Below are 25,674 nucleotides of genomic sequence, written 5' to 3'. Positions count from 1 at the left end.
CAATCGCGTGCTGTGCGATTGCTCAAATAAGTTTAATTGATTGATTTTATGTAAAAAATTTGCAGCCTGTCGGCTGCGTCACTGCGGATAAACCTCAGTGACGCAGCCAATGAGTTGGTTGTTAATGCTAAGCTTTAGATTTAACAAAAGTATTATGTCCTATGAATTGCGAACCTGGTCCTTGAGTAAAGGAAGTCATTTGATGAGCAAGAATCGAAGTGGCTTCAATGGTATCTCTCTTTTGATTGATATGTCCTGTTAATGTCAATATTGATCCACAAGAAGGATAATTAACGCTGAGAGTAATTGCTGTACCATCAATATAGCCGATGATTGGTCTTTTCTGACCAATAGCATCTTGACATTCTTTTGAAGCAACAGCCGTAATAAACGTACCCGTTAATGCATTTTGCTTTCCAACGGTTAATTCCAAATGTGAACCATATTGATTTTTGAAGTTGAGCGTATTGGGATTTGCACATACGGGATGATTTGCTATGAAGAAACCCATTAAGATGGCATACGCTTTCATATTTAATTTCATTACTGCTAACTCCTATAATATTAAAAGATTCGAAGGAATTATAATGGGTATCAATCTCTTTATCACTTCGTGAAATCACGGATGTTTATTTGAAATACAATGCGATTAACTCTGCTCGAGTATTAACACCCAACTTACGTTTTGAATTGTTAATGCGCCTCAACCGTTCGTGGTGAAATATCCAAAGTTTTGGCTGTTTGTTTATCAGTGCACCCTTCAGCCAATAGAGATATTACCGTGTGTTCACGAGGAGTTAATATCTTTTCGATCGTGGATTTTGGTAATTCCATACTGAATCCAATTAGGCCAATCAAATTGTGATCTTCGTCAAATAAAGGGCTTTTTCTGCTCACAATATCGACAATGGAGCCATCATGACGCAAAATTCTTTCATGAGCACTTAAATCCTCGCCGCTTTCAAATAAAATATTGTCGTTTGCTTTAAGTGCATCAGCATAATGGTGCCAGGAAAAATGATGGTCCTGTTTGTTATAAATCTCACTAAGAGCCGCGAACCCTGCTGATTTGTTGATAAAAAAATGATTTGCCCAAATATAAGATCCGTTCGTATTTTTTACAAAAATAGCGAAGTTTAAAGTTTGATAGGCTTGTAATGGAAGCGATTCTAGATACATTTAAAACATTTCCTTTGATGAATCAATATCAGATCAAGATTAATTTTTATCCAGAGTGAGTTTTGAAATTAAATTCAATAAATTAATGTGATCTTGGGAAGAAAAATCGTGATCAGCGTCTGCAATAATGTAAGTCGGTATGTCTTTGATGGGTTGTTGATTTCCTAAAACCTGATCATTTTCAGCAAAAACGATACTTACTTTATTTTGCTTACCAAGATTGTTGTATAACAATTTGGCATCAATATTTTTGAATTCTGTCCAAAATTCAGATGGTACATCAATCATGAGATCAGAGCGTACTAAGCGAGAGTCGCCTTGTATGTTAAGATGAGAGCCTGGATTTTTCCAGCCTTGTGTCTTAATAAACTCCTCAAAAGGAGCCTTGATTGGAGGAGCTAATAGTAAAATTAAAGCCTGTTGAGGCTGTTCTAGTGCAATGGTAATACACCCTTGAGAATGACCAATAAAAATGAATTGATTGATATGGTAAGTATTCTCCACATAAGCAATAACGGTATTTAAGCGTTGTCGCTGAATTTGAAAAGGTAAAGCGATACACCGATCATTTTGTACATGCGAGTATTCAGCTTGTACGGAAAGCATTTTCTCAAGAAAGAGAGATTCTATGGCAATAAACAATCCTCTGGATTGACGTTTTACACCAAAGCCATGGGCGAAGATAACAGCAGCCTTGGCTTCAGAGGGGCCGTTTATTTCAACTTCAAATGGATTTTCTGCAAGTAGCGTTATAATTTTTTTATTCAAGATGTTTGTCTTTTAAGTGTATAAGGTATAACTTTCATGTTATGTATGTGCATTCTACAAGTAATTCTGTAAAATTTTTAATAATTTTATCTGCCTTTTTTAACTCATTCTGGTGATGTGTTGTTAACAAAGCAATTACAAACATGCCGGCTGATTTTGCGGCCTCAATCCCATGAGGTGAATCCTCAAAAACCAAGCATTTTTCAGGAGATATACCTAGTTTTTTTGCTGCTAATAAATACCCTTCAGGAGAAGGTTTAGTTCTGATGACATCTTCAGTAGTTACAATGGTATTAAAGTCACAGGGTAATTTTATTTTTGCAAGTACGGTGTTAATTTCTTGTTGGGTCGCCGCACTACAAATGGCTATCTTCTGTTTATCCTGAATGCCAATAAGATACTGTCTTAAGCCCAGTGTGATGGGTAGCTCTTTGCTTTCATGAATGAGTAGAGTATAACGCGCAATTTTTTGTTCTATCAGAGTATCGACTAGTGCTTCTGAAAATGGATGAGAATTGTCTTTGAGTAATTTGGGAAACATTTCTTTGTCAGCAAGACCAAGATACCGTTCGACGTATTGCTCATAACTCAATTCTAAGCCTACGTTGTTAAGGGCATAGCAACATGCTTGGTAATGAATAGGCTCACTATCCAAAATAACGCCATCAAAATCAAAGATAATGGCTTCAAACATATGCTTTGCCCATATACAAATTAAATTAGAGAGATTTTATCAGGTTTAGTTTATCAAGAATATGGTTTATCTGTTATACAGACCCCATCATGATTTAATTTTGTACTGTGTTATAATTTATATTATTGTTATTAAGTGTTATTAAACGATGAAGCCCAAAAAACTGTCTAAAGCTGAGAAGAAGGCCTTGCAAAATAAACTTATTCAAGCTGGAAGAGAAGGTGATGTTGAAACCATTAACATTTGTTTGGAAAGTGGTGCTGGTATCTATGTCAACGAATACGCTTAATCAATGAACCCAAGCTCTATGTTTGTTAAATGTTTTCTAATATATTCAATGTCAGCTAAATAAAGTAGATGATGATTATTTTGCATATTTAATGCAATGGTTTTATTGCCTAATTGTGCTTCAGACATCATAAAATCTACTAATGCCTGGAGTCGTTCGATCATCAAACTGGCCAACGCGGGCTTTTCTTCATTGACTAACCCATAACTCTGACAGAATAAACGCCCGCGTTTGATTTGCTCTTCAATAGAACCAAATCCATCTTGGTTATGCGGATTGGTAAAAGGTGCCCACCGATAGAGAGCATAAGCAATATCCCATATACGAGGCCCAGGGTGACATGTATCAAAGTCTATTATTCCAATGGCTTTTTCTCCATGTAGAACAACATTGTAAGGAGCATAATCGCCATGACAAATGATTTCTTGTGGTTCTCGAGGTGGAAGTTGCCAGTGTTTTTTCTCGGGGGAGATTTCGGTTAAAAAGCTTTGTGATGCATCATGAAACTCACGCAACAACTTTGCTGCTGAAATCAGCGCATTGGTCGATGCAGCATGATGACTTAGAGGATAATTGCTTACTTCTCCTTTTATAAAACTGACAATCTCACGGCCTTCTGCATCAAAACCTAAAGGTTCGGGGGCAGCGTAAAATCCTTTTTTTCGTAAATGTCTAAGAAGCGCATGCACTTGTTTGGTCCATGGTCCAGTAGGACGATGGACTGTGTTGCCTTGTTTGATAATGTGATCTTCGCGACCTCCTTGAAGATAGTGTGAGTCGTCCATTGCGATTATGCTCCTGATCATTCCTATGTTAACGCTTTAACCATATAATAGTTTATAAATAGGACACCGTTTAATTCTTTCGTTTGCTCTTTCAGAGCGACATACCCACATTTTTCAAAAAACGGTTTGGCGGTGATGCTTACATCAGAGAATAACTGTTTAAGCCCGAGTTCTTGAGCTTTATTTTCTCGGGCAAGAAGCAGTGCTTTGCCAATACCTTGTCCTTGAAAATCTTTATGAACATATCCGCGATTAAGATAACCATTATCCTCTAAATCGGAAAAGCCGATAATGTGGTTGGTTGCTGCATCTATTGCAACAAAACTGTGATTTTTAGATAGCGAATTTATCCATTTGCTTAAATCAGGTGTTTTTGGTGCCCAGGTGTTTATCTGTTCCTCTGTATAATCTTTACAGTTAATGTGATGGACAGTGTCATAAAAAAGTTGGTAAATTTCTGCTTCATCCCCAAGCTGATAAAGTCTGATATAAAATGAAGGAGCTTGAAAAGCTGGATAAAATGGTAGTGGTTTTACATCAGGCCAACGTTTTTGCAGAGCATCTACTATCTTTTTTGCCATGAGTGCCATATGAGGCAATAAATCATATGCAGTAGCAACGTTGATGAAGGCTTGTAAACGCGATAAAATTCGCGGCCTTACCCAATTTTCATCAGATTTCCATAATGAGTTTTTTGGAGTAGGGCCAGAAGGGCCGATTCGGTCATGCTCAAGCGTTGAATCTATGTAATGGAGTGTTTGTTGAAGGATCCAAAATCCACAGGCTTCGGTATAGGATTTTTGATAAAGCTTATCGTTTTTTGCTTCTGGAATAGCGCGACTGATTTCTTCTCGATAAATCACTTCTAATGATTCAATGACGTCGATGGGAATCGCTTTGGCACACCAGCAGGTTGGCATGCTCATGCGTAAATAAGTGGCATCTAATAAAGCATTTCTGACAAAGGCCCATTCAAAATCGATAAGTTGTAACTCATCATTGTCTTCATGGTCAAAAACATTATCAGGACAGATATCTCCATGGGTGAGGACTGTAAAAGGGCCAGATGAGAGCATAGAGGTAATCAGTTGGTGCGCTTCTTGAATGCACTCATCGGACAGTGATAACTGTAATTGTTGATGAGTAGATATTAACTGATTAATCAAAGTTTGATGTGTATCAGTGGCATCCTCTTCTTGAGTAATATGCTCATTATGAATTTGAGTTAAAATATTGTCATATAGTTGAGTATGCTTAGCTCCAGCCGCATGAAAACTTCCTAGTGCCTTCATGAATCTCTTTAGTGCAAAAATGGCTTTGTCGCGACGGGGAGACGTCAAGGAGTCTACTAAGCTTATGTGCTTGGCACCTAAATCTTCAATGATAATAAACCGTAGGCTCTTGTCTCCACAATAAAAACGAGGAACATTATGAATACAATGAGGCAGCTTCTCTGCAAACTCAAGACCTGCCCAATCTCGTGCAAACCGAGCAAACGCTTCATTATCTTTTTCTTCTTCTGGCAGGGATTGTTTTAAAATAACCGTTTGGGGAATTGTGGTGGTGCTTTGTATAAGCCCAAGCCGTAATACACAATTTCTTCGTTCTGGTTCATTTAAAAACGTTACTGATTGAATATCAATGCTCGTGCCGAAGTACTCACTAAGGAGCTGTTTTGCCTTATCTATAAGGTGGGGATTAAGTGTTTGTTTCGTTGATGTCATGTTAAATAAACTTCGTAAGTTGTGTGGGGAAAGGCTGATGTTCGTTATTATATCATTTGCAACGCAGAGATTAAAAATTATAATGCGACGACGTTGCCTAAGGTTTTGAGTAGTATGAAACATTCACTAGCATTTAAGCCACTTAAAAAGGCCGATCTTCGTTTGGTTTTTGAATGGTTTCAAGAGCTTATTATCAAGCAGAGCTATGCTAGAAACCAAAATTGGCCTATGGAGGCAATTGAGGCCAAATACATGCCACGTATCGAAGGTAAAGACCCTGTTCCAAGTTTTATTATTTATTCAAATCAAAAGCCCATTGGTTTTATTCAATATTATTGTTTAAAAGATCATTATCCAGAAGGAGTATCCTCTTCTGAAAATAAGTTATTTAGTGAAATATCGCCTGAAGAAGTAGTAGGGATTGATCTTTTTATCGCAGAGGAAAGTCATAGGGGCAAGGGGTTAGGGCAAATTATTACTCATTCATTTATTACGGAAAAACTGGCTCACTACAAGGCAGTCGTTGTTGATCCTTCAATGGATAACATACAGGCTATTCGTTGTTATCAAAAAGCCGGATTTTCTATCACGATGCATAGTCAAAATCCAGAGTATGTATTAATGTTAAAAGCCATAACATCTTGATTAAGGGAATGCTATGAAACAAAAAATAGAGAGCTATAAAGAGATATGTCAAAGATTGTCCCATCTGACTACCTCTTCAATTTGTGATGCTTTGCCAACAGTTCGTTTAATGGATCCTGATATAACCTCCTATAGCAAAGAAGAATATCCACAATGTATTGGTCGAGCTTATCCAATCAACAGTGCTCAAGATTCACTTTCAACAATGCAAGCGTTAGATGATCTATCTGGTTTTTTAACATATTTAGATTGTTCAGATGATATTGTTCCAATAGTCCTTATGATTGCTTCTTATAACACAAACTTTGCTCTTGCAGGAGGAATGTGTACTGAGGTTGCAAAAATTAAAGGTTTTGGTGGGATTATTACTGATGGGGCTTGCCGTGATTTAAAAGAGATAAGAGAAAGCAATCTACCTTTTTTTGCGAAGGGAAAATGTGCAAAATCTGGTACAAAAGACAAAATTGGTACTATACGAGTAACTACTGAATGTGGTGGTGTGAGTGTACATCCAGGTGATATCGTTTTTGCTGATATAGATGGAGTTGTAGTGATGTCTAAAGAAGAAGCGGTCATGGCAATCGAAAAAGGGGAAGAAATACAAAGAGATGAGGCGCTTGCGATTCAAAGAATTAAGGAAGGTGCTCGTTTTAATGAAATATGTAATCTCGAGGAGCATATGAAAAATATTGAAGCAGGAACACCTTCAAAGCTTCATTTCACTTTATAAAATTGTTACACGACCCTGGAGAACTTATGATAGCCGAAAAAGCAGTTTTATCGATGTGGTTAACCTATTTGAAGTCATTAAAAACACAACATGCTTTGAAGGAGCCTATTTTGTCATGTGCTCCGAATGCTGCTATGGTTATCACTGGTGTTAATCAAAATCTATTTAATTCGATTATTCTTCAAACTCCAATAGATAAATTTCGATTAATTGACGAGTTACGTACAACCCAAAAAAATCTAGATTTACCGTTAACAGCATGGTTATCCAGTGATACTGACCTTGCTGATTTCAGTGATATGTTAGAAAGGAACTTTGACTCCCCAGGTCCATTCTATGGCATGCTTTTAGAGGTAGAGCAGGCTATTCCTTTCACTCATTCTGCAAAGATAACCATAGAGCAAGTAAAAGGTCTTGAGCAAGCAGAAGAATATGCACAGATATTTTGTAAGGTATTTCATTTTCCAAGCCTATTCCATCCCACAATATCTTGGGCGGTTGCTCAGTATGAAAATAGTAAACCATCGGGACTAAGTTATATTGCTAGGGTTGATGGGGTCGCGGTGGGTGTATGCTCATTGATGTTTGATGATGACTTAAAAGAATGCCAAGCAGGTGGCTTATATAATGCGTGTGTGCTTCCTGAGTTTCGCAAAATGGGCATTGGTACGGCCATGGCAAATCATAGAGTACTGGTGGCAAAAGAGATGGGGCTTGATTATATCTCGATTTTACTTATGTCCGATGCAATGGCTAGAGGGTATTGTGAACGCTTAGGTTTTGTTCATCAGAATACATTAACGCCTTTTTATGTAGCATAGTTTTGGTAATTATATAAGCTTTGTGTCTCGCGTGAATGGTCGAATATCCCATTCAAAAGTCCAAGCATCCTGAGACTGATTAATGACATGATGAATTTCTCTGGCAATTGATTCAGGTTTGATAAATTGATTTTCTTGAAATGCAGGATTAAGTCCTAAACCTCGTTCATTAAAGATAGGGCCATCAATGATAAAGTGAGCGACATGTACACCTTTTGCCAAGAGTTGCTTGGCTAATATCCGTGAATAATGACTGATGGCCCCTTTAGCGACAGACATTACCGGTGCTTCAGGATTCATCCAAACACTTGAAGTGCCGCCTATGGTGATAATGGCTAAACCATCTAGGGCGGCTGTGCTGATCCTAATCGTTTCTTTTATGGTATTAAACGTACAGAAAAAATTAGATTGCAAAGCTTCCATAAAATCGGATATTTCTAATGAATCAAGCGGTTTGCTTTTTATCCATGCTCCAGCAAAACTAACCACAGCCTTGATAGTTTGGCCATGGATGTTTTGAATAGTATCAAATGCTTTTTTAGTTTCTAGGGGATCTGCAAGATCAACCAGATGCGTTGAAATGTGGATGTTGGCATTAATACATTGCAATTCCTGTTTTAGACTTTCTAAGTCGGCAGCGGTTCTTGATATTAAGGCAACATCCTTGCCTAATTCAGCCACGGTCTTTGCAAAATATCGTCCAGATCCTTTTCCTGCGCCAGTGATAATATAGGAATCAGTCATTAGATAAATCCGCTGTTTATGAGTGAGGATGCAGCTGATGTAAAGTAACCGCATTACCTTCAGAATCTAACATGATAGCCATTTTGCAAACAGGAGAAGAAAAAATATCTAATTTAAATTGTACACCTTTTTGTTTTAGTTTGTTGACCAACGCTTCTAAGTCCTCAACTTCAAAAGCGATACTACCACCAGCATGGGCACTCGGTGATACGCCTTCTGCTAGAGTAGTAATAGCAAAACATCCACCACCGGGTAAATCATATTCAACCCAAGCGCCTTGAGCGGAGATCTTACTCACGGTAATTCCTAAGGTATTCTCATAAAAGGTTCTTGCGCGCTCCATATCGATGACGGGATACATTGTAAATGCAACTTTTTTAATCATCTGAGTTTCCTTGAAAATATTGTTTAGTGTTACATTATAGAGGGATTTATGTGGACCTCAATTTTTTACAACAGAAAATTGTTACTGAACAAGAAACCAGCATCACTACTAAAAAAATTTCTCGAGAAATCGACGATTGTTTAAATAAATTTGAACATTACTGCTATTCCAAGTATTGTTTTTGACAGTAAAACCTATTGTTGCAAAACAGCGGCTTAATCGAAGCAGTGGCATTATGTCGTTGTACTCTGGAACGGAGCGCACATTTGCGTAGCCGGCTAAGAATGATCTCATTATGCTAGGATGGTTGGACCACTCGCCTAATTCTAAAGGGCAAAAATCCTCTTCAGCGAAACTCGCTCGGGCAGAAGCCCAATCGATGATACCCTGAAGTTTTCCGTCCAAAACAATAATGTTTCCAGGGCGGAAATCTCGATGGATAATACATGGCCCATCCACTGAATCTAAAAGTGCAAGATGTGAATCAAAGTATTGACGTGATTTTTTTAGTAGGTCTTGCGGTAAATTCAAACAACATTCAGAGAATCCTTCCTCAAACTTCTGGGCAAAATGAACTTCGGGGCGATTACTTAAATCTTGGGGTTGTGTAAGATCTCCATAGCTTTCAACACTATTTTGATGAATTTTAGCAAGGCATTCGCCTGCTTCATAAGCTAATTTGTCAGTTAAATCTGCTTTTTTAAGAATGTTTCCTGGCAAGTAGTCCATTAAAATAGCCCCAGCAATACCTTGTTCCGGCGGGACTTCCTCAATAAGGCGTGGCACAGGCAATAAAGCTGACAGTTGTTTTAAGAAAAACACTTCCCGTAAATAATCCTGAGCACGTGGGCAGATTTTTAAAATAAAAATGTTATAATCTGCACAAATGATCTTGTACACAATCGCAACGAGTGCATCTTCATGTTCAATACGTAAAAACGTAGCATTTGGCAGGTTAAGACGTTGCTTATATAAAGAAATAAAATCATTCATCTTTTAGATATCACTCTTCATAAAAGCACTTATAATGTGTTGTCAGGTTCTTTTTTGCTTTATTATCCATAGATCATTTCGACTATAACTCTTTTGGGGTGCCGCGAACGCCGGTTGTTATCGGAGCCAGGGTTCTTTGTTTGCCAACTCCCAGCAACGCTTAACTCATCAAACGATTTACCCTGTAGATTTTCCAATCCTTGCTCTTTAGCAATCGCTTTCACCGTATTTAAACGAAGCTCAAATTTATCCAGGCTTTTTCTCAGAGTAAGTTCGGTATCGAAGTTACAATAAGTGCATAAAGAAAATACTCCGTTAATCTGTCTTAGTAATCATTACAAACTTTAAGGTTCCCCAAGAAAGGAATATTGGCTCTTTTAGCTCACCAAGTTTCAGAGTGTCTATAAATGGCGTCATATTTATTTTATTCTTCAATAAAGTTGATATAGTTTTTTATCAAATCGATAACTTTATCAATAGAAAAATTGGGGCAATACCGAGGATACTTCCTATTCAAACCGCCTGAATGTTTTTCTAATGGTTGTAGATCATATTTGAGCATATCCACTACATCAAATTTGTTTTTATCCCACGTATCTTCTGGATGAACGCCAACACCACCATCAAAAAGTAATCCATTTGGTAATCTAATTAATACATGCCAACACTCATCGGAGTTTTTTACCATGATAAATGCAATAGTTACTTTTTCACTAACCTTTTGATTCCAAATCTTATAAAAGGCATTAGCAAAAGGGCCACATGGGCCTGAGTTTATTGCTGGTTCTCCAAAATTTTCTCCAGCAATTTTGACAAAACCATATAGTTTATTTATTTTTTCTGATAATTCATTCAACAGCATCAAAGTTTTATTTTTATCATCATTCATTGTTTTTTTTATACAACGTTATGAATATTATAGACTATAGCTCCAAGGCCATATCTCGCTAGTATAACACTATATTATCCCGATTTTTGGCCCGTGCTGCCAATTGTAAACACGCCATAAATTCAAAAAATATGGTTCTAAATTTTCTAGTGCGCTGGCGATATTTTTTCTTTTGTTAATTCAAAAGTAAGTGTTGGGCTTGAGTTATCATACAGGGCATCAAAATTAAGTGTGGCTTCTAGGTTAGAATCTCCAGGTATTCCTTTTATAGACAAAATCGAATAGTCATAACCAGTCCAAACAACACCTACTTCATCTTTACCTTTAAAAATAAATTCCCCATTTAAACCCAATAAATCACTATTTAATAGACCTATAGCTGGCTGTGCCAAACTCACACTACAGTCATCATTTTGTAGATAAGCGCCCATCATCCAACCATTTGCAAATTTACTTAGCGTTTTTGGTATTTTCAGAAAGCCAATTTTTCCTTTATAGTTTTTATCAGGACAATGTTGGGATAAGTTAAGATTCTCATTTAATTTACTCAAATTTGCGTTATATTCAAAATAATCCATACGAACATTACTCAAATCAATAAATTTATTTAAGTATACATCTCCATTTTTTTCTATATCCTCACCATGATGCGAAGTATATAATTCGCCATGAGTGTCATCTTTAAGTTTGATCATATAGGAATCATCAGAATCATCCGTTGTTTTCATAATGATCTCCACATCACCATCCACATCAGAAGAGATTGAACTCACATTCATAGGAACAAAGGTGAAATTATTACTATTTGGCGAAGTCCAAGTAACAGTAACTGGAGTATTAACTACACCGTATGTACCAAGAAACCCTGGATATCGATCTTCCGCAATGATCAGCAGCCTAAACCAACTAAAAATTTCTGTAGACTGTTTTTGAGTAAATGCAAATTCATATATACCCTCTTTAAGTGAAGGAGAGATGTTTTGCAAAGCTGCGATTTTGGTCCTTTTAGTATGAGAAGGTTTTATGCTTTTATTATGAATGTTATGATAAATAAATTGGTCTGCATAAGCACTAAAATTTAAAGTAAACCCCAAAATAAAAGTCAATACTTGAAATCGCACATTGTTCTCCTAACTATTTATGGTACTTAATTCAATTTAAAATGGGTAGATTTCTAAACATCTGCATAATTCGCGTTGAAAAAATAAGCCTTTAAGATAATCGCATGCTTGAGTGTGAGTCAATACTGTATTATTACTGTATTGAAATCTTGTATCATTGCCCAAACAATGTGTCTCTCCAACGTCAAGACAATTGACCTTGAGAGAAAAAAAGCCTTTTTTTTTGATGCTCCTGATCCAAAATTTAATGAGTAAGATCAAGGGAATTGAGATTTTCTGAAGAGTATATGATTAATACTTTGGAGAACAATTTGAATGAATAACAAAGAGCACACACTTGGTTTGCCATTAGAATATCAGCAACTGCCTGAATATTTCGATGCGCATAACGTAAGTGAACAGACAGAGATTAAAAATGGTTTGATAGAGAAACTACTAAAAGAGCAAAAAGTTAAAACAGTTCTGGATATGACCTGTGGGACTGGTTCTCAAGTATTTTTCCTTGCTGAGCGAGGTTACGAAGTCGTTGGCAGTGATTTCAGTCCTGCTTTACTTGATATAGCACGAAGTAAAGCAAAAACAATGAGTCGTGATATTAATTTCATTGATGGTGACATGCGGGTGTTGAAAGCAGGAAAATTCGATGCAGTAATTACTATTTTTAATGCCATTGGTCATCTCACCAAAGCGGATTTTGAAAAAGCACTACAGAATATACATGCTAATCTCAAGGAAGATGGGGTATATGTGTTTGATATTTTTAATCTGCAAGCCATTACTGATAGTATCATTGATGATTTTGCCATGGACATTGAGAGTATTGTTAATGGTGCTCATATCCGGAATGTTCAACATTCGGAGATCGATAGAGATCGTGGTCTTCTAACCTCTCATGATTGCTATACAATTTCCAAAGAAAACAGTGAACCAGAAATTCATACTAATAGCTTTAGCCTGCAAATTTATACCGCTAAAGAATTGGAAATAATGCTTGAGCACAATGGGTTTAAAATCGTAGAACAATATGACATGGATGGAAATGATTTTGTAGCAGAAAAAAGCCTCAATATCCTAACTGTAGCGAGAAAGAAAAGTCATGACCAACTCAGTAGCAGTGAATTAATTAATCACTATGATGAATTCGGTTAAAGTTTGTGTGAGATTAGTGTATGAAAAAAATACTCATTCTGTTCAGCTTATGTTGCTCTGTAAACCTTCTTGCTGCAACTATCAATTCAACCATCAAACAGACTAATTCGCCAGTTAAAAATAATACGAATGGCTATGTCTTGCATGACACTTTAATTAAAGAGCTTCCTTCCAAGATCAATGGCGTTAAATATAATTTATACATCAGTTTGCCCAAGGATTATGCTTCCAACAACAAAACTTATCCAATCATTTATTTATTAGATGCTGATTACAGCTTTGCATTTAGCGAAACAAATTAGTGAGCATTTATCTGATAGAAATAGAATGAGCGATTCTATTATTGTTGGGATAGCGTATGCAAATCCTAACGAATATAAAAAAAATAGAACCAGGGACTATACGCCAAGTTATGTTAGCTCTGGGGGCTATGGGGCTGAATATCAAAAATTCTCAGGTGGTGCAGAATCGTTTTATCGATTTATTCATTCAGAACTTATTCCCTATCTTCACCAGAGATATAGAGTCAATAAAAATGCTACTTTTGTCGGTCATTCATATGGTGGATTATTTGGCGTGTATTTATTAGTCAATCATCCTGAAGTATTTAACCATTACATTATTGTTAGCCCATCACTCTGGTACGATAATCATTTGGTGCTAAAAGCGGTTCAAAGGAAGCTAAACTTTAATCTATATCAACAAACTCGCGCGTGTTTTATTATTGGCGATCAAGAAAACAAAGGTGATTACAAGATGATAGATGATTTAAAGTTATTAAATGAAACCATCATGAAGAAGCCCCACCGCAATCTAAGCACTGCTTTTAATATTTTAAATGATATGGATCACGATACTGTTTTTCCAGGGGCATTAAGCCAAGGACTTCTCTGGTCTTCGTTTGATTCAACTAAGTGAGTGATGGGATGTATATTTTTTTAGAAACAGAACGATTAATTCTTAGAGCACCAGCGTTATCCGACCTAGATGAGTTAGTCGAGTTACGCTCTGACTTTGATGTAATGAGGTATACCGGCGAAGGTGGCGCTCAAACGAAAGAGCAAGTGTTGGATTATTTGAACTTTGTGCTGTCCTATCGAAAAAAATTTGATCTAGGCTTCAATTTAGTATTTGAAAAGGAAGGCGGGAGTTTTGTCGGAGAAGCGGGCTTGTTTCACCTATTATTTGATGATACTCAACCTAAAATTGAAGTGGGTTATCATTTACACAAAAAATTCTGGGGAAAAGGCTATGGCACTGAACTGACAAAAGCATTAGTTCATTGGGGGTTTGAGCATTTATCAGTTGACAAGCTTGTTGCTTCCACTTATCCGAATCAAACTGCCTCTCAAAAAGTATTACAAAAAGCTGGTTTTGATCTTAAAGGTAAAAAACATACCTCTGATGGGACCGAGTTATTCTGGTACGAAATCTACCAAGTCTGATACAAAGCGAAACTATTACATCATGAGCTTTGAACCTGTCGTAAACCATTTGCAGCCTTAAATTAGGCTGCGGTGTTTATATGACTAAGAGGCATCAATAACACAGCGCTCAACAACCTGTTAGCGCTATTTTGAGTATTCCTGATGTGAAAATAACAATCGCTATCATTAGAAAAACAGCCCGCTAAATGTAATAATTTAATACAGGCCACTAGTCGATCGTAAGTATCGATAAAATTGACAAGTACTCCTCCCAAGTGGTTAGCAATGACAAGTGAAGGACGAAACTGAATCACAAAACCAATTTTCTTTTGATGGAACTCCTGCTTTCTTTGTAGCAATTGCTCGTATTGGTTAATTTTTTCAGAGAATGATTGAATACCCTCTAAAAGCTGCTGCTCTGATTTGATAAGTATTGTATTGCCTGCATTTTCATCTTTTCGACAATGCGCATGGATCTTATTGAACTTATGTAAAAGCGCATGAATAAACAGTACATCATTGTTAATTTTTCTTTCAAATAATTTATAAACTTCTCTTGTCCTCAAACCAAGCTCAACGGTTGCTTTCATGATGTTACTCCCAAAGTTATATCTCTAATTGATTGATTACTCGAATAGCATTTTTGATATCCTTTGGGGCTAATCCATCGTTTATAGGCAAAGGAATTCTTACCTTATATAGCTCGCCGCCATTCACTAAAATAAAGGCTTGCCCTTTGGGCAAGGAAATGATGTCGTTGACATCAATCATTGATACTGCAGTTGTTTGTACACGATCTTCATTGGTGGTGTTAAAGTAAACGCCATCTTCTCCATGGGGTGTATCGTTGACCATAGATACTTGGGTATGACCGACGACACCTACTTGAGCCAAGGATTTCACTAGAAGATTTGCTGTTTCTTCGTTTTTAACTCTAAGCATAATCAGCGTATTAAAGTTACCTTCTGTCACCTCTGCTTTTGCCTTATTGCCTAAAGCTACTTCCATGTCTTGTTTGGTTTGGGCATAGGCAGTGACTTGAAAACCTGCGCCACCTGCCTTGTTAAGAATTTTGACAAAGGAGTCTTGAATAATTTCTGAGAGCTCATCGCAATGTAAGTTAAGACGGTAGTGTGCGTTGCTTTCCTTGTAAATTTTTCCGGCTGTTGAAACTAGATCAGATAAAAACGCTTTTCCTACCGCCTGAGCAATATTAGGATTGGTGAGACTGTCTAATCCGATGTAGATAACTTTTTTATGTTTGATAGCATCCATTAATTCAATTTCATGAGGATTTTTATGCGAAGAAAATATGCCTGACGCATTACTTTTATTGATCTCAGAAAGCACAGGACCCACACTTGCAGTGATTTTGTCATAGTATGTTTTGTCCATGATGGCGGCATCGTAAAGATCAATGATGATTTGGTCATGTAAACTCTCTACATTGCCTGAAGTAATGGTTTTACTAATATGGCTTTTTAAATATTTGATGACTGCTTGCGTCCTATCCATAGGTGGTGGCACCTTGCCGTGTTTATCCATACGGCAATCGTGTTCAGCTAACATTTTTTCTACTTGATTGTGATAATCAGGATAATGCAGAGGCATGGTCGCATCCGCATAAGTCATGAGAAGTTGATCTAATCTGCTGATGTAAAAAGCGATGGTTTGGTAGGTAATAGGTTGTTGCATTTCTTCAAGACAGATAGCAACAATGTTGACGTATTTCCATGCAAAGGCGGCAAATTGTTTTCCCTCACCTTCGGCCGCAATAGCATCGGTGATTCTAGTGGCTACCTCACTGATTTGATCATAATTTTTTAAGGGATTGTAATGGGCTGATAATTCAGGGAATCCTAAGTGTACTACTCGAAAATCATCTAAACGCTTCGCTGCAGCACATGCGGAATACATATCCCGAACCAGTTCTAAGTCTCCTTTAGGATCGACAACGATAACAGCATCTCCATTGCGAATGTCTTGATTTATCAAAATACTCGCCAATCGAGTTTTGCCAACACGCGTTGTACCTACCACAAACGTATGTCCTACACGTACCTCTTGCGGTATATAAATAGGTTTATCTTTTTCACCAAGACCATGCAGATAGAGGCTGCCGCCAACAGGTAGATCGGGCTTAAAGGGGTTAAGTCGATAGGGACTATTCAATAAATGAGACAGCAAATTACTTTCATGCTTTTTACAATATTCACGGGCAGCTTGATAGGTTTTACCGCGCTGCATAAACGATTCATTATGAATTTGTTTAATTTGATGTAATCGTTGAGTATGTTGAGGTAGCCACCGAAACCCTTTCCCTATAAATAACCACTTCTGAGATAAAGGGATTTCAACCGTTGATAAAGCATAATATGGCATTCGAATTAAACGACGATGAAAACGTTTAATCCTTACTGCCTGCCATCCTCTGAAACTGCCCAAGCAAAGTAAACTTATACCCCCGCAATATCCCATATTTTGTGTAAGCAGGAATAAGTTTGGCGTGTAAATAGCAAGTGTTGCTAAGGCAAAGCAGGTGAGACACGAATAAATTTCTGTGGGTTCACGTAATAAATTTTCAACAGGGTATTGCATGCTCATCTCCAATAATTGAGTATTTCAAAAAAGAGCATCATGGCTAGTAAATACCAACGCGCTGAAATAGCAGTTTGTTTTTGCCATGGCTCAACACTTAATTGTTTTTGTGCTAATTGATGATTAATAAGAACTGGCCAAATGAAATAAAAGGCCATATAAAAAAGAATTCGCATGATGAAAAATAGAGATTGATGTGATTTTAAATCCAGTGCCAATTGATTAATGAGTTGAGGGTGGTCCAATAGTTGTGAGGCAAATAAAAGAAATCCAAAGAGTGGCAGAATCAATTGAATCATGACTATAATGGTTGAACGGAGATATTTATTGCGCATAAGGAGTACTCCAATGATAATGAAAAGCTGGAAGTTGATAGCCAAAATTGTTGTTATGGTCTTGCAAACGATAGCCGTTTTTGCATCTGATAAACCTACGCAAACACGTTATTCTGCTATCAATGCCCAACATCTTCATGACGAAGGTCTGATAAGTGATGCTGAATATGCAAAATCTGTTTACCGAGGAAAATAATAGTTTCTTCATCATTTGAGACCTCGCTTTGCCATCTGAGCTGCCTGACTAAAAATTTGGGATCCTGAGTCCGCTACTTTTTCGCTTTGTTCACTGGAGGCCGCTACCAATCCAGCCAAAGCACTGCCTGCCTCTCCACCAAAATGACTGGAGAGTCTTAATAGCAGCATAGGTGCAATAAAATAAAAAAGTACTGCCATATTACGCATCGCATAAACCACTTCATTTTTGCCTAATGGATCTAACACGCTCCTTTCCACAAACCCGACCAAATGCCAAAGGTATTGCAAAAAAATAGCCATGATAAAAAGCCCACAAACACTTCCTAAAGCTTTTGGGCTATAGCCACTCATAGATAAAATAATTGGGGTAATGATGATGAGAAAAAAGTAAAGAAATGCCTGCATCACAGGAAGGGTTTGCATGATGGCTTCACGTTTTAGTGGAGTGGATGTCCAAGACTTAGCCCATTGACCAACATTCACCAAACCATGTGAAACTGCGCCGCTCAATGCGCCATTGGTATTATCCATGAGATTCTTAACTGCATTTGTCTGGACATCTTTGCTGTCATTCAATAGCATTTTGGCGATATAGTCTTCAGAACTTAACTTCGACCCCCATGCTTTAGGATGTTTATTTTTATAGTCGTGTACTCTATCAAGCACTTGATAATAATTAAGATGACTATCAAAAATACTGGCATTATTGGCAACTTGAATGAGATCACCTCGTAATTTAACCCACCATTTTGTACAAGAGGGGTAGCCTTGATCGGGCAAGTGGTTGGGATCAATATCACCACGTTTGGCGGCATCGTTTAAATGACTATTGGGATCTTCTTTGAAACTAAAGCCAGGGACGGGCTGTCGCGCATAGAGTTTATTGTAGTAAAGCGACTGGAATACTTTTGAGCCCATCCATTTCAAGTCTTCCTCACCACCATAATTTTTTAAAAGATCATCCACTTTGCTTTGATCATGGGGTTCTTTGTAATAGCTATTGCGTGCTTCTAAAAAGCATTGTCGATGAAAATTTAAAGCTTGTTCGCGAACGTCTGCTGGCAGATAAGTTGAAATCAAATCACCTTCGATGGCTTGTAAGCTATCGGTGCAACCAGTCACCTTCATCAATCCATAAGTCAGACTCGACATATAATTTTGTAGCATGGCAAAGCCAATCGGTATTTTCACATGATTGGTGAGGACATCAGCAAATGCCTCATCATAGGTGGTTCCAGTATCTTTTATGGTTGAGTTTTTGGCTTCACTTCCTTTTTTAATCCCACACATAGGTTTAAAGCTCAACGCCTTTTCCTCCAAAGGCACACAGGGATAAACGAAAATAGCGCAGATTAAAAAGGTGATGGCCAGTTCATATAAAAAGCTATTTAAAGCATGTTCAGCTGCGTGATGGGTAGAACCCGCTGGTGCTAAAACATTTTTCAAAAATCGAAAACCCACCATTAGAAACCCAAGATACAGCAGCCCTGTTTGCCACAGGGCATTGAAAATGACTTCATATTGTTGCCAACCAAGATAGGTGGTATATAAAGATAAAGGACTAAACACGACCATGATTAGGCTCCAGCTGTTCTAGTGGGTTTGTTATAAATCGCCCCATTTTTTACTTGTGCTTGCTCATGATCATCGCCTGGTAGGCCATTTGCGATATCGTTACTGCGCATATCCATGATGAGGTTTAAGGTATCAGTCATCATTTTTTTGCGAACATCGCTTTCAAAAGCCAATGAGTGGATGTCATCATCTAGTTTTTTTAGGGCAAACTTGACCATATTCAAAGCGGGTTTTAAATTTTGCACTTCTTGAACTTGTAAGCCTGCTTGTAAGATACGTCGCATCATCATGGCTTTGTCTAACATATTTTGGATGGCGATTTCTTCTGCAAGCTTAGAAACAGTGAGTATTTGCTCTTCACGGGGCATGCGTTGAATGGTGATGATGATTTCATCAGTGATAAGAAGATTTGACGCGCTCACTCGCTTTAAATTTTCTTCCGATAAACCCCACTCTTTATCTACCAATTTCCATAGCGCTTTGCCAATATTGCTACTGCAAGTGTTGGCTCCTTCACAGCTTTGCAATAAGGCAGATAATCCAATGCCTGCTTTGCTTTGATGTTTATCAGCATCCGCTTTATCATCACTACTGCTCACGTGAATATCCCCTAAAACTTTAACAGCCCATTGTGCAGCATCGGCTGGACTTTTCCACGTTTCAGTCATGGGTGTTTTGTCTTTGGAGGCTTCTTGATTATCTAAGGGAGTACGATTTAACAGAATATTATATCCAGCAATCACTACATCATTGATGACTTTGATGGGACGTTGATACTTGCCACCTGCATTGCCTTTTTCTCTGCCTATCCAAGGCAAGCCATATTCATCACGTTTTTGTGTGATGGTTTTTGCTGTTTCTCGAATATCTACGTTACTGGTTTTAGCGCGCTTGGCCGCCTCTAGCCAACCCTGACTGTCTGAAACCGATAACATGCTTTCAACGGGTGATTGTCCTTCTTCTAAAGTCTTTTTAACGTCTTGGCAATCTTTGACTTTAAGCGCAAACTCGTTTTGTGCTCCAGCTGCTGTATTTTGCAAGACATTATATAAGGCCGGCATTGCTTGTTGTAATTTATACATGGGATAACCTGCGACAGAGCCTTTCAAGTTATCAATAACGCCGCCAGGAATATTCATCACCGAACTTCTCATGTCTTGAAAAGTATTGGTGATAGAAACGACTGGGTTAAAACCATTACAAGTAAATCCCATCCGGCCATCAAGATTGCCCCCAATGGTAATGGTTTGATCTTTGTTTACTGGGGGAATATACAAATCGGAAGTTCCACCTAATTTGTAATAATATTCAGACTTATTGGGCAAGAAAGAATTTGCCCATAGGGCTGTGGGAAATACGCAAATAAATAAAAAGGATTTAAGCTTCATCATACAGTCCTATCGTTTTTGAGGTTCTTTGACTTTTGGGAAGGTAAGTGCTGAAACAAGCTTACCTTTGTGCTGAATGCAGCCGCGGTATTTACGCCACAAAACAAATACGTAATTCCCACGACCAGCTTTATCGTCTTCAATGCCATAGTCATTGGCATCCCCTGGTTGAATGTTTCTATTGTTGGGATAAACCTCTTGCCAGATCACATGGTTTTGCTTTGGGTCATAAATCACATTAGAAACCACACAATTTCTACCACAGCTGTTGCTGGTACTTTGTGTCACGTGAAGACTATTTTGATTGGTGACTATATCCGCTGCATGCATAGCGGCCACTAATGAGGCACGAAATCGAGAAGGTTGAGTGACTCGCATTAATCGTGGAATTTCATGTCCCCAACTGTGTACCGAACTGCCAATTTCATGATTAAACAAAAGTGTTGGATGTGTAGCCATATAGGCAAGCTCAGCTATCTCAGTTCTATCTGCAACAGCATCGGCTTCACTGAGATAATAGGGCACGCCAAATCTTGTTTCAGAACGATGAGACAATTGAGGAAAACGATAAAACCCTGCAGGACTACCAATCACATCTACCACTCTGGTGCGCTCATCATTCATATGCATGGCGTTGATTTGGTTGCTATCATCACCAAAACCTAACGGGGAATGAGTCGCTAGCTGAAATGTTTTTTGATATACCGCTCGTGCAGCTTCATTTTCAAATAACTTTGCTGCCTCAATCCATGGATTCGTTTCAGGGGCATTGGCCACCGTAACAATGAGATCAGGCAAATATTGCTCTATGGATAATGTGGAGACTACTTTAGGAGGAAAACCTCCCACAGCCCAAGTGCAATTGCCTATGATTTTATAATGGCTATTAGTCAATGTTTTGCTGATGACGCGTGTAGCGATTGTTAGTGTATTGATAGGATGAGGCGGATCAATACGTTCCTCTGCAAACGTTGTGGAAGTAAGGCCCATGCTAATCATCAAAAAAACAAGCCTCGTTTTGTGGTTTGTGTGGTTTGTTTTCAATACGCTCTGCAATAATTTCAGCAGCTTTAAGGACATCATGTTCTTTCTCCAAGGTATGGCGTTCGGCTTTTTCAGATTTTTCATTCATTAATAAAGCCAGCAGATAGCGAGGTGGAATTACACGAAATAATCCTTGATAACGTGACCCTAATAATACGGCTTCGGCATAGAGACCTTTTTGTGAATCAATGTCTCTTATCAATGCCTCTTGTTGGGGGGTGAGTTGCTTAAATTTTTTCACATCCAGAATTTCTTTTTCATCAAGTCCCAATAAAATCCACGTTTCCATTAAAGATAAAATTTTAGTGGCTTTCTCTGAGCTCATGTCCATGATGTTTTGGGTAATGGCCACCAACCAAAGTCCCAACTTTCTTGCCACTTTAGCGACTAATAAGCAGGTCGATACCACACTGGGTATTTGAAACTGAATATGTGATTCATCAATAAATAAAAAGGTTGGACGATTGTCATGCTGTGTAGCCTCAGCCATAGCAAGAATACGGGGTAATAATGACACCATGACCAACGCTAATTTGCCTGTGTCATCTTTAATGGCAGAGATATCAATGTGGAAGATATCAAACTCACCTAATGGCTCAGTAGGTACATTGAAAAATCGGGCTTTAGCGCTATTGATGACATAACTTTTCAAGCGATCGTGCATGTCTAATATGCGATCTTTTTTACGGGGTACTGCCTCCTGATTCATACGTCTTTCAAATGCGGCAACCACATGTTCAGTAAGCATTTGTGGGATGTCTTGATTGAAAGAAGTTAAAATGGCATCGCTCAAGACTTCGATCAGTAAGGTTTCATCGGCTAAAGTAAATTTTTCTTCTTCAAGCGTATTGGCTTCGGTGATCATCGTGCGTAATGCCAGAGATAATTCAGCAAGATAGCTCCGCGACCCCTCATCACATGCTTGCTCGAATATCTCTGCATGTTCGCCCAAAGTTGCTTGTATTGTTCTAATCTTTTGAGCAAGTAAAGCTGCATGTTCTTCATTTAAGTTGTCACTGATTTCAGGAATGGCTTTGTAGGCTTCACAAAAAGGATTTAAGGGAACAGCTTCATCCTTTTTGTTGCTGAGTAGCAGTTGCTTGGTTTTTTTACCATGCATTTTGGCGTGTATAAGCATGCGATCAAAAGAATTGCCCATTTCGAATAAAATAATACGTGCATTCTTCACTGCCATAAGCGTGTTAATCATCCAGCCTGTCGCAACCGATTTACCCCCACCAGAATTGGCAAATAAAGCCATATGAGAGTTTTGGCTGATAAAATCATGATGTAAAACATCAAAAAATACAGGTTCACCCAATCGATTAAAAAAAGTAAAACAAGGTAGATGTTTAACACCTTGATTACGACCATAGACAGGTAACAAAGCAGCTAACTCGGAGGCATAAATCAAACGATCAAATCGCAAATATCGTTTGGCAAACTCAGGGACAAAATTAAAGGGGAAGGCGTTCAGAAAACTATTGATAGGGTGTAAATCATATTTAGAGGCAATCAGTGGCATTTTGGCATCAATAAACAAGTCTTGAAGTGTCTTTTCCATCTGTTCTGCTTCATTTTCTGAGGTCGCGCGATAATAAACTGCCTGATTAACCCAAAAAAGACGATTACCCATCGCTAATTCATTACGGGCTGTTTTGATGTCTTCTCGTACTTGTTGGGGCTTTAATTGTGTGCCAACAATACCTTTTTCTAGGCGTGTTAAATGTGCATCTAGCGCAGAGTCATTGCTAAAAATCACTTGGATTGAATAAATACTGCCTTCAGGAAGTTTATCCAGTAAGGCATAACGGTGTTTAGGATTGGTTTGTACGCGTTCACGGGACAATAATCCAATTTGAGGTGCTTCACGTAAGCCGTCTACATACAATACGCGATAATGATGGTCATCAAATATGAAGCCTTTATCAGAACTGTTTGCTGGGTTAAAAAATACGTGCTGATTAAAATTAAATGCAGCTGCAGGTTCATTAGGATAAGGGAATTGCTTAAGAAGTGTCTCAACATCTCCTTCAGCGACAGAGGGATTGGGATTGAACCATCTTATCCACCAATGATAATAATCTTTCCCTGTTAGGCGCTTAAGTTGTAATCCAGGGGATTTTAATTTGCTTTCAACTTGAGCCATGACCTCTTGATGCTCTTGAAGAGCTGCTTCTCTAGAAGGCTTTAGTTGATAATAGCGTCGGTAAAATAATACACGCACCCGTCGTAAGCGTCCTCGGTAAGGTGCATCTGTTTTAGGATCTAAAAATAAGCCTTGTGGTCTAGTCATTTTGTTGAATAGATCACCTAACCGACCCAGATAGTCTTGGGTAAACGCTGCTTCAGCAATATTAGGTGCTATGTGTTGAGTGATATGTTTTAATGCAGGAGTTAAAGCATACTCATCATTAACATACATCTGCATGACCCATGGATCTTGTTGATGCATGGGAACAACGGTGGTGAAAGTATCACGTATTTTGTTAAAGACTGCTTCCAAATGTTCTTCAGAAGATGCTTCAGCAGGAATGCTAGCCAACTCAAATCCTGAGCCTATACTAATCCCATCTGCCAACAAAAAAACTTGATGCTCATCACAAAAATCAGCAATTGCCCAGTGGTTTGCCAATGATGGATTAGGGTTGATATAACCTTTTCTGATGTCACTTTCTTTTATACTGGTTTCAGTACGTTCACCAAGTAACCAGTTCATCACTGCTTTCATTAAATACCCCACTAAAATTGCTCAGAAGCTAAAGCAAACTGATTTTGTTTATATAGAAAAAATGCCGTGGTATACCCTGGTTTAATGAGTTGCTCATCGCCAATTAAGGCCACATGAGGAAATACATACACAGGAATTTGTGGATTGGCCAATGGCTTAAAAAGCACGTTAATTTCATTTACAGCATTTCGTGTGTATCCTTCATAATTGACAGGCTTGGTGACGGATTTTTTTACCGACCAGCTCGGCATTGGATCACCTATGCTTTGTTCATATAATTGACTTACCGTAAGTCCGCCTTCGGGTACAGCGTTAGAACTGACCTTAGCAGATGCGCAGGCACATAAAGTTAAAACGCTACTTAAGGCTATAATCATGTACAGTTTGTTGTGTGCGACCATAATCTAATACTCTCCCGTTAGATGCTTTATCGAGGTTGATGGTTTGGGTTAAATGTAATGACACTTGCGTTGCTTGATAACGATGAAATTGGTTTTGATAACTTGCAGGCACAAACACCATGTCAAAGCTGCCTTGAATACGTTTTTCAAGCCAGTCAGATACTTTGACTGAGCCTTCTGATAAAGCGCCTCCTAAAGCATAGCGTCCTATAGAACCTGTAGGGATGGTGGTGGAGCCATTGGCGTTCGCGATAGTGCTGGTCTGCCATTGAGATAAAGCTGTACCCGCACCTTGAATGCCTCCCGTGGCCATCATTGCTGTTAACACCCGTGGCGCATTTGTAAAATACTGACCTTTGATACAGGGATTTCCATAAGGAGAGGTGAGGTAGCCCAAGCTATCGTTATTGATCATTTCTGTAGTACCGTTCATCTGTTCTTTGCCAACAGTAACGAAATGCCCGTCTTTAAATACAAATAGTGCAGCTGTTACATAGGCACGCACACAGCTGATGTTGTCTAGAAAGGAGCCTACTCCAATGGCATAGCCGGTGACCTTCATACCAGCAATATCTGGAGGAAGTGGCACGCCATTGGCAGCCATCAAATCACCTCGATTGATCATGGCAGAGAAAGGAAAGAGCGGTTGCATCAACTTACCTTCAACAGGCACTTCCCCGATTAGTGCAGACAGCAATGTGGCACGGCCTAAATCTGAACCTGCGGGTATGGTGTAATAGCGAATGGTTTTTACTTCAGGCTTAGAAATTTTATTACTTGATTTAGGTTTTGATTTTGCATTGAGTCGTTCCCAATAGGTTTTTTCAAGTGTATCGTTCTCTCTTTTGATTAATAAGGAATCAATATCTTTGATATTAGAAGTATGTTGAGCTTCAATGGGATAAGGCTCATCCGTTGTAGGTTTGTTTTTAAGAAAACTGATTTCTTCTTTGAGTGAGTCAATTGCTTTAGACCAATCAACAGTGTTTGTAGATTGCGGTTTAGCTTGTTTAAGCGTTTCGTTGTCCTTTTGTAATTGTTTATTTTGTGATTCTAAAGAG

General features: G+C 38.3%; 29 protein-coding genes. 9 read left to right on the top strand and 20 right to left on the bottom strand.

Going from position 1 to position 25,674, the window contains the following annotated elements:
* Window positions 1–127: 127 nt before the first annotated feature.
* From Lsan_RS21755 to Lsan_RS14640, 4 genes are all read right to left on the bottom strand, one after another.
* A complete protein-coding gene (locus Lsan_RS21755; protein ID WP_083505154.1) occupies window positions 128–544 on the bottom strand; it encodes an avidin/streptavidin family protein in 417 nt (138 codons plus the stop codon).
* 149 nt (window positions 545–693) lie between these two features.
* Window positions 694–1,179 carry a response regulator transcription factor gene (locus Lsan_RS22770; RefSeq protein ID WP_058514879.1) on the bottom strand — a complete coding sequence of 162 codons (486 nt, stop codon included), beginning with the start codon at window positions 1,177–1,179 and terminating at the stop codon, window positions 694–696.
* A 39-nt stretch (window positions 1,180–1,218) separates the two neighbouring features.
* Window positions 1,219–1,947, bottom strand: a complete 729-nt coding sequence (locus Lsan_RS14645; RefSeq protein ID WP_058514878.1) for a hypothetical protein — start codon at window positions 1,945–1,947, stop codon at window positions 1,219–1,221.
* A 34-nt stretch (window positions 1,948–1,981) separates the two neighbouring features.
* Window positions 1,982–2,641 (bottom strand): HAD family hydrolase, encoded by a 660-nt coding sequence (locus Lsan_RS14640; RefSeq protein ID WP_058514877.1) that lies wholly within the window; start codon window positions 2,639–2,641, stop codon window positions 1,982–1,984.
* A gap of 148 nt (window positions 2,642–2,789) precedes the next feature.
* Between Lsan_RS14640 and Lsan_RS22210 the strand changes: the two genes are divergently transcribed.
* Window positions 2,790–2,930: a hypothetical protein gene (locus tag Lsan_RS22210; protein ID WP_157068313.1), complete on the top strand. Its 141-nt coding sequence runs from the start codon at window positions 2,790–2,792 to the stop codon at window positions 2,928–2,930.
* On the opposite strand, the gene Lsan_RS14635 is transcribed toward Lsan_RS22210, so the two are convergent.
* The gene (locus Lsan_RS14635; RefSeq protein ID WP_058514876.1) at window positions 2,927–3,715 is read right to left on the bottom strand and encodes a phosphotransferase enzyme family protein; all 789 of its coding nucleotides are present in this window, start codon (window positions 3,713–3,715) and stop codon (window positions 2,927–2,929) included. The two genes, Lsan_RS22210 and Lsan_RS14635, sit on opposite strands and share 4 nt — an antisense overlap.
* A 23-nt stretch (window positions 3,716–3,738) precedes the next feature.
* The gene (locus tag Lsan_RS21750) at window positions 3,739–5,439 is read right to left on the bottom strand and encodes a GNAT family N-acetyltransferase (RefSeq protein ID WP_237762148.1); all 1,701 of its coding nucleotides are present in this window, start codon (window positions 5,437–5,439) and stop codon (window positions 3,739–3,741) included.
* Between the two features lie 114 nt (window positions 5,440–5,553).
* On the opposite strand from Lsan_RS21750, the gene Lsan_RS14625 reads away from it, so the two are divergent.
* The 3 genes from Lsan_RS14625 to Lsan_RS14615 are packed head-to-tail and all read left to right on the top strand — an operon-like array spanning window position 5,554 to window position 7,635.
* Window positions 5,554–6,084 (top strand): GNAT family N-acetyltransferase, encoded by a 531-nt coding sequence (locus Lsan_RS14625; protein WP_058514875.1) that lies wholly within the window; start codon window positions 5,554–5,556, stop codon window positions 6,082–6,084.
* Between the two features lie 13 nt (window positions 6,085–6,097).
* Window positions 6,098–6,814 carry an RraA family protein gene (locus Lsan_RS14620; RefSeq protein ID WP_058514874.1) on the top strand — a complete coding sequence of 239 codons (717 nt, stop codon included), beginning with the start codon at window positions 6,098–6,100 and terminating at the stop codon, window positions 6,812–6,814.
* 26 nt (window positions 6,815–6,840) lie between these two features.
* Complete coding sequence (locus Lsan_RS14615) at window positions 6,841–7,635, top strand: GNAT family N-acetyltransferase (RefSeq protein WP_058514873.1); 795 nt, start codon at window positions 6,841–6,843, stop codon at window positions 7,633–7,635.
* Between the two features lie 9 nt (window positions 7,636–7,644).
* Here Lsan_RS14615 and Lsan_RS14610 read toward each other — a convergent pair whose 3' ends face one another.
* The 5 genes from Lsan_RS14610 to Lsan_RS14590 form a co-directional block, all read right to left on the bottom strand.
* Window positions 7,645–8,379 (bottom strand): SDR family oxidoreductase, encoded by a 735-nt coding sequence (locus Lsan_RS14610; RefSeq protein WP_058514872.1) that lies wholly within the window; start codon window positions 8,377–8,379, stop codon window positions 7,645–7,647.
* A 16-nt stretch (window positions 8,380–8,395) separates the two neighbouring features.
* Complete coding sequence (locus Lsan_RS14605; RefSeq protein WP_058514871.1) at window positions 8,396–8,764, bottom strand: VOC family protein; 369 nt, start codon at window positions 8,762–8,764, stop codon at window positions 8,396–8,398.
* A 108-nt stretch (window positions 8,765–8,872) separates the two neighbouring features.
* Window positions 8,873–9,757: a phosphotransferase family protein gene (locus Lsan_RS14600; RefSeq protein WP_058514870.1), complete on the bottom strand. Its 885-nt coding sequence runs from the start codon at window positions 9,755–9,757 to the stop codon at window positions 8,873–8,875.
* Window positions 9,758–10,181: 424 nt separating this feature from the next.
* A complete protein-coding gene (locus Lsan_RS14595; protein ID WP_058514869.1) occupies window positions 10,182–10,646 on the bottom strand; it encodes a hypothetical protein in 465 nt (154 codons plus the stop codon).
* A 146-nt stretch (window positions 10,647–10,792) separates the two neighbouring features.
* Entirely contained in the window at window positions 10,793–11,767 is a 975-nt protein-coding gene (locus tag Lsan_RS14590; protein ID WP_058514868.1) for a hypothetical protein, read from the bottom strand.
* Between the two features lie 315 nt (window positions 11,768–12,082).
* Between Lsan_RS14590 and Lsan_RS14585 the strand changes: the two genes are divergently transcribed.
* From Lsan_RS14585 to Lsan_RS14575, 4 genes are read left to right on the top strand one after another with little or no spacing between them, the layout of a single operon-like run.
* Window positions 12,083–12,916: a class I SAM-dependent methyltransferase gene (locus Lsan_RS14585; protein WP_058514867.1), complete on the top strand. Its 834-nt coding sequence runs from the start codon at window positions 12,083–12,085 to the stop codon at window positions 12,914–12,916.
* Between the two features lie 20 nt (window positions 12,917–12,936).
* Complete coding sequence (locus tag Lsan_RS23110) at window positions 12,937–13,218, top strand: hypothetical protein (protein WP_237762147.1); 282 nt, start codon at window positions 12,937–12,939, stop codon at window positions 13,216–13,218.
* A 25-nt stretch (window positions 13,219–13,243) separates the two neighbouring features.
* Window positions 13,244–13,834, top strand: coding sequence for an alpha/beta hydrolase (locus Lsan_RS14580; RefSeq protein WP_237762146.1), 591 nt, complete (start codon window positions 13,244–13,246; stop codon window positions 13,832–13,834).
* Window positions 13,835–13,842: 8 nt separating this feature from the next.
* Window positions 13,843–14,361, top strand: coding sequence for a GNAT family N-acetyltransferase (locus tag Lsan_RS14575; protein WP_058514866.1), 519 nt, complete (start codon window positions 13,843–13,845; stop codon window positions 14,359–14,361).
* A 62-nt stretch (window positions 14,362–14,423) separates the two neighbouring features.
* On the opposite strand, the gene Lsan_RS14570 is transcribed toward Lsan_RS14575, so the two are convergent.
* Genes Lsan_RS14570 through Lsan_RS14560 form a run of 3 tightly spaced genes read right to left on the bottom strand, consistent with a single transcriptional unit; the run spans window position 14,424 to window position 17,276 of the window.
* A complete protein-coding gene (locus Lsan_RS14570) occupies window positions 14,424–14,933 on the bottom strand; it encodes an AcaB family transcriptional regulator (protein ID WP_058514865.1) in 510 nt (169 codons plus the stop codon).
* A 16-nt stretch (window positions 14,934–14,949) separates the two neighbouring features.
* Complete coding sequence (gene traD / locus Lsan_RS14565; RefSeq protein ID WP_058514864.1) at window positions 14,950–16,941, bottom strand: type IV conjugative transfer system coupling protein TraD; 1,992 nt, start codon at window positions 16,939–16,941, stop codon at window positions 14,950–14,952.
* 2 nt (window positions 16,942–16,943) lie between these two features.
* Window positions 16,944–17,276, bottom strand: coding sequence for a hypothetical protein (locus Lsan_RS14560; protein ID WP_058514863.1), 333 nt, complete (start codon window positions 17,274–17,276; stop codon window positions 16,944–16,946).
* Window positions 17,277–17,289: 13 nt separating this feature from the next.
* Here Lsan_RS14560 and Lsan_RS14555 point away from each other — a divergent pair, with 13 nt between their 5' ends.
* Complete coding sequence (locus Lsan_RS14555; RefSeq protein ID WP_058514862.1) at window positions 17,290–17,472, top strand: hypothetical protein; 183 nt, start codon at window positions 17,290–17,292, stop codon at window positions 17,470–17,472.
* A gap of 11 nt (window positions 17,473–17,483) precedes the next feature.
* Here Lsan_RS14555 and Lsan_RS14550 read toward each other — a convergent pair whose 3' ends face one another.
* From Lsan_RS14550 to Lsan_RS21740, 6 genes are all read right to left on the bottom strand, one after another.
* Window positions 17,484–19,049, bottom strand: coding sequence for a conjugal transfer protein TraG N-terminal domain-containing protein (locus Lsan_RS14550; RefSeq protein ID WP_058514861.1), 1,566 nt, complete (start codon window positions 19,047–19,049; stop codon window positions 17,484–17,486).
* A 2-nt stretch (window positions 19,050–19,051) separates the two neighbouring features.
* The gene (locus Lsan_RS14545) at window positions 19,052–20,437 is read right to left on the bottom strand and encodes an integrating conjugative element protein (protein ID WP_058514860.1); all 1,386 of its coding nucleotides are present in this window, start codon (window positions 20,435–20,437) and stop codon (window positions 19,052–19,054) included.
* Between the two features lie 9 nt (window positions 20,438–20,446).
* The gene (locus tag Lsan_RS14540; protein WP_058514859.1) at window positions 20,447–21,436 is read right to left on the bottom strand and encodes a TIGR03756 family integrating conjugative element protein; all 990 of its coding nucleotides are present in this window, start codon (window positions 21,434–21,436) and stop codon (window positions 20,447–20,449) included.
* Window positions 21,429–24,212 carry a conjugative transfer ATPase gene (locus Lsan_RS14535; protein ID WP_058514858.1) on the bottom strand — a complete coding sequence of 928 codons (2,784 nt, stop codon included), beginning with the start codon at window positions 24,210–24,212 and terminating at the stop codon, window positions 21,429–21,431. The genes Lsan_RS14540 and Lsan_RS14535 overlap by 8 nt, the downstream gene beginning before the upstream one ends.
* An 11-nt stretch (window positions 24,213–24,223) precedes the next feature.
* On the bottom strand, window positions 24,224–24,613 hold the full coding sequence (locus Lsan_RS14530) for a TIGR03751 family conjugal transfer lipoprotein (protein ID WP_058514857.1): 390 nt from the start codon (window positions 24,611–24,613) through the stop codon (window positions 24,224–24,226).
* Window positions 24,570–25,674 (bottom strand): TIGR03752 family integrating conjugative element protein (locus Lsan_RS21740; RefSeq protein ID WP_083505161.1); only part of this gene is annotated, 1,105 nt, incomplete at its 5' end. The genes Lsan_RS14530 and Lsan_RS21740, both read right to left, overlap by 44 nt.

It is taken from the genome of Legionella santicrucis, assembly GCF_001468135.1.
Taxonomy (GTDB): domain Bacteria; phylum Pseudomonadota; class Gammaproteobacteria; order Legionellales; family Legionellaceae; genus Legionella; species Legionella santicrucis.
This window is presented reverse-complemented; position numbering and strand designations above follow the sequence as displayed.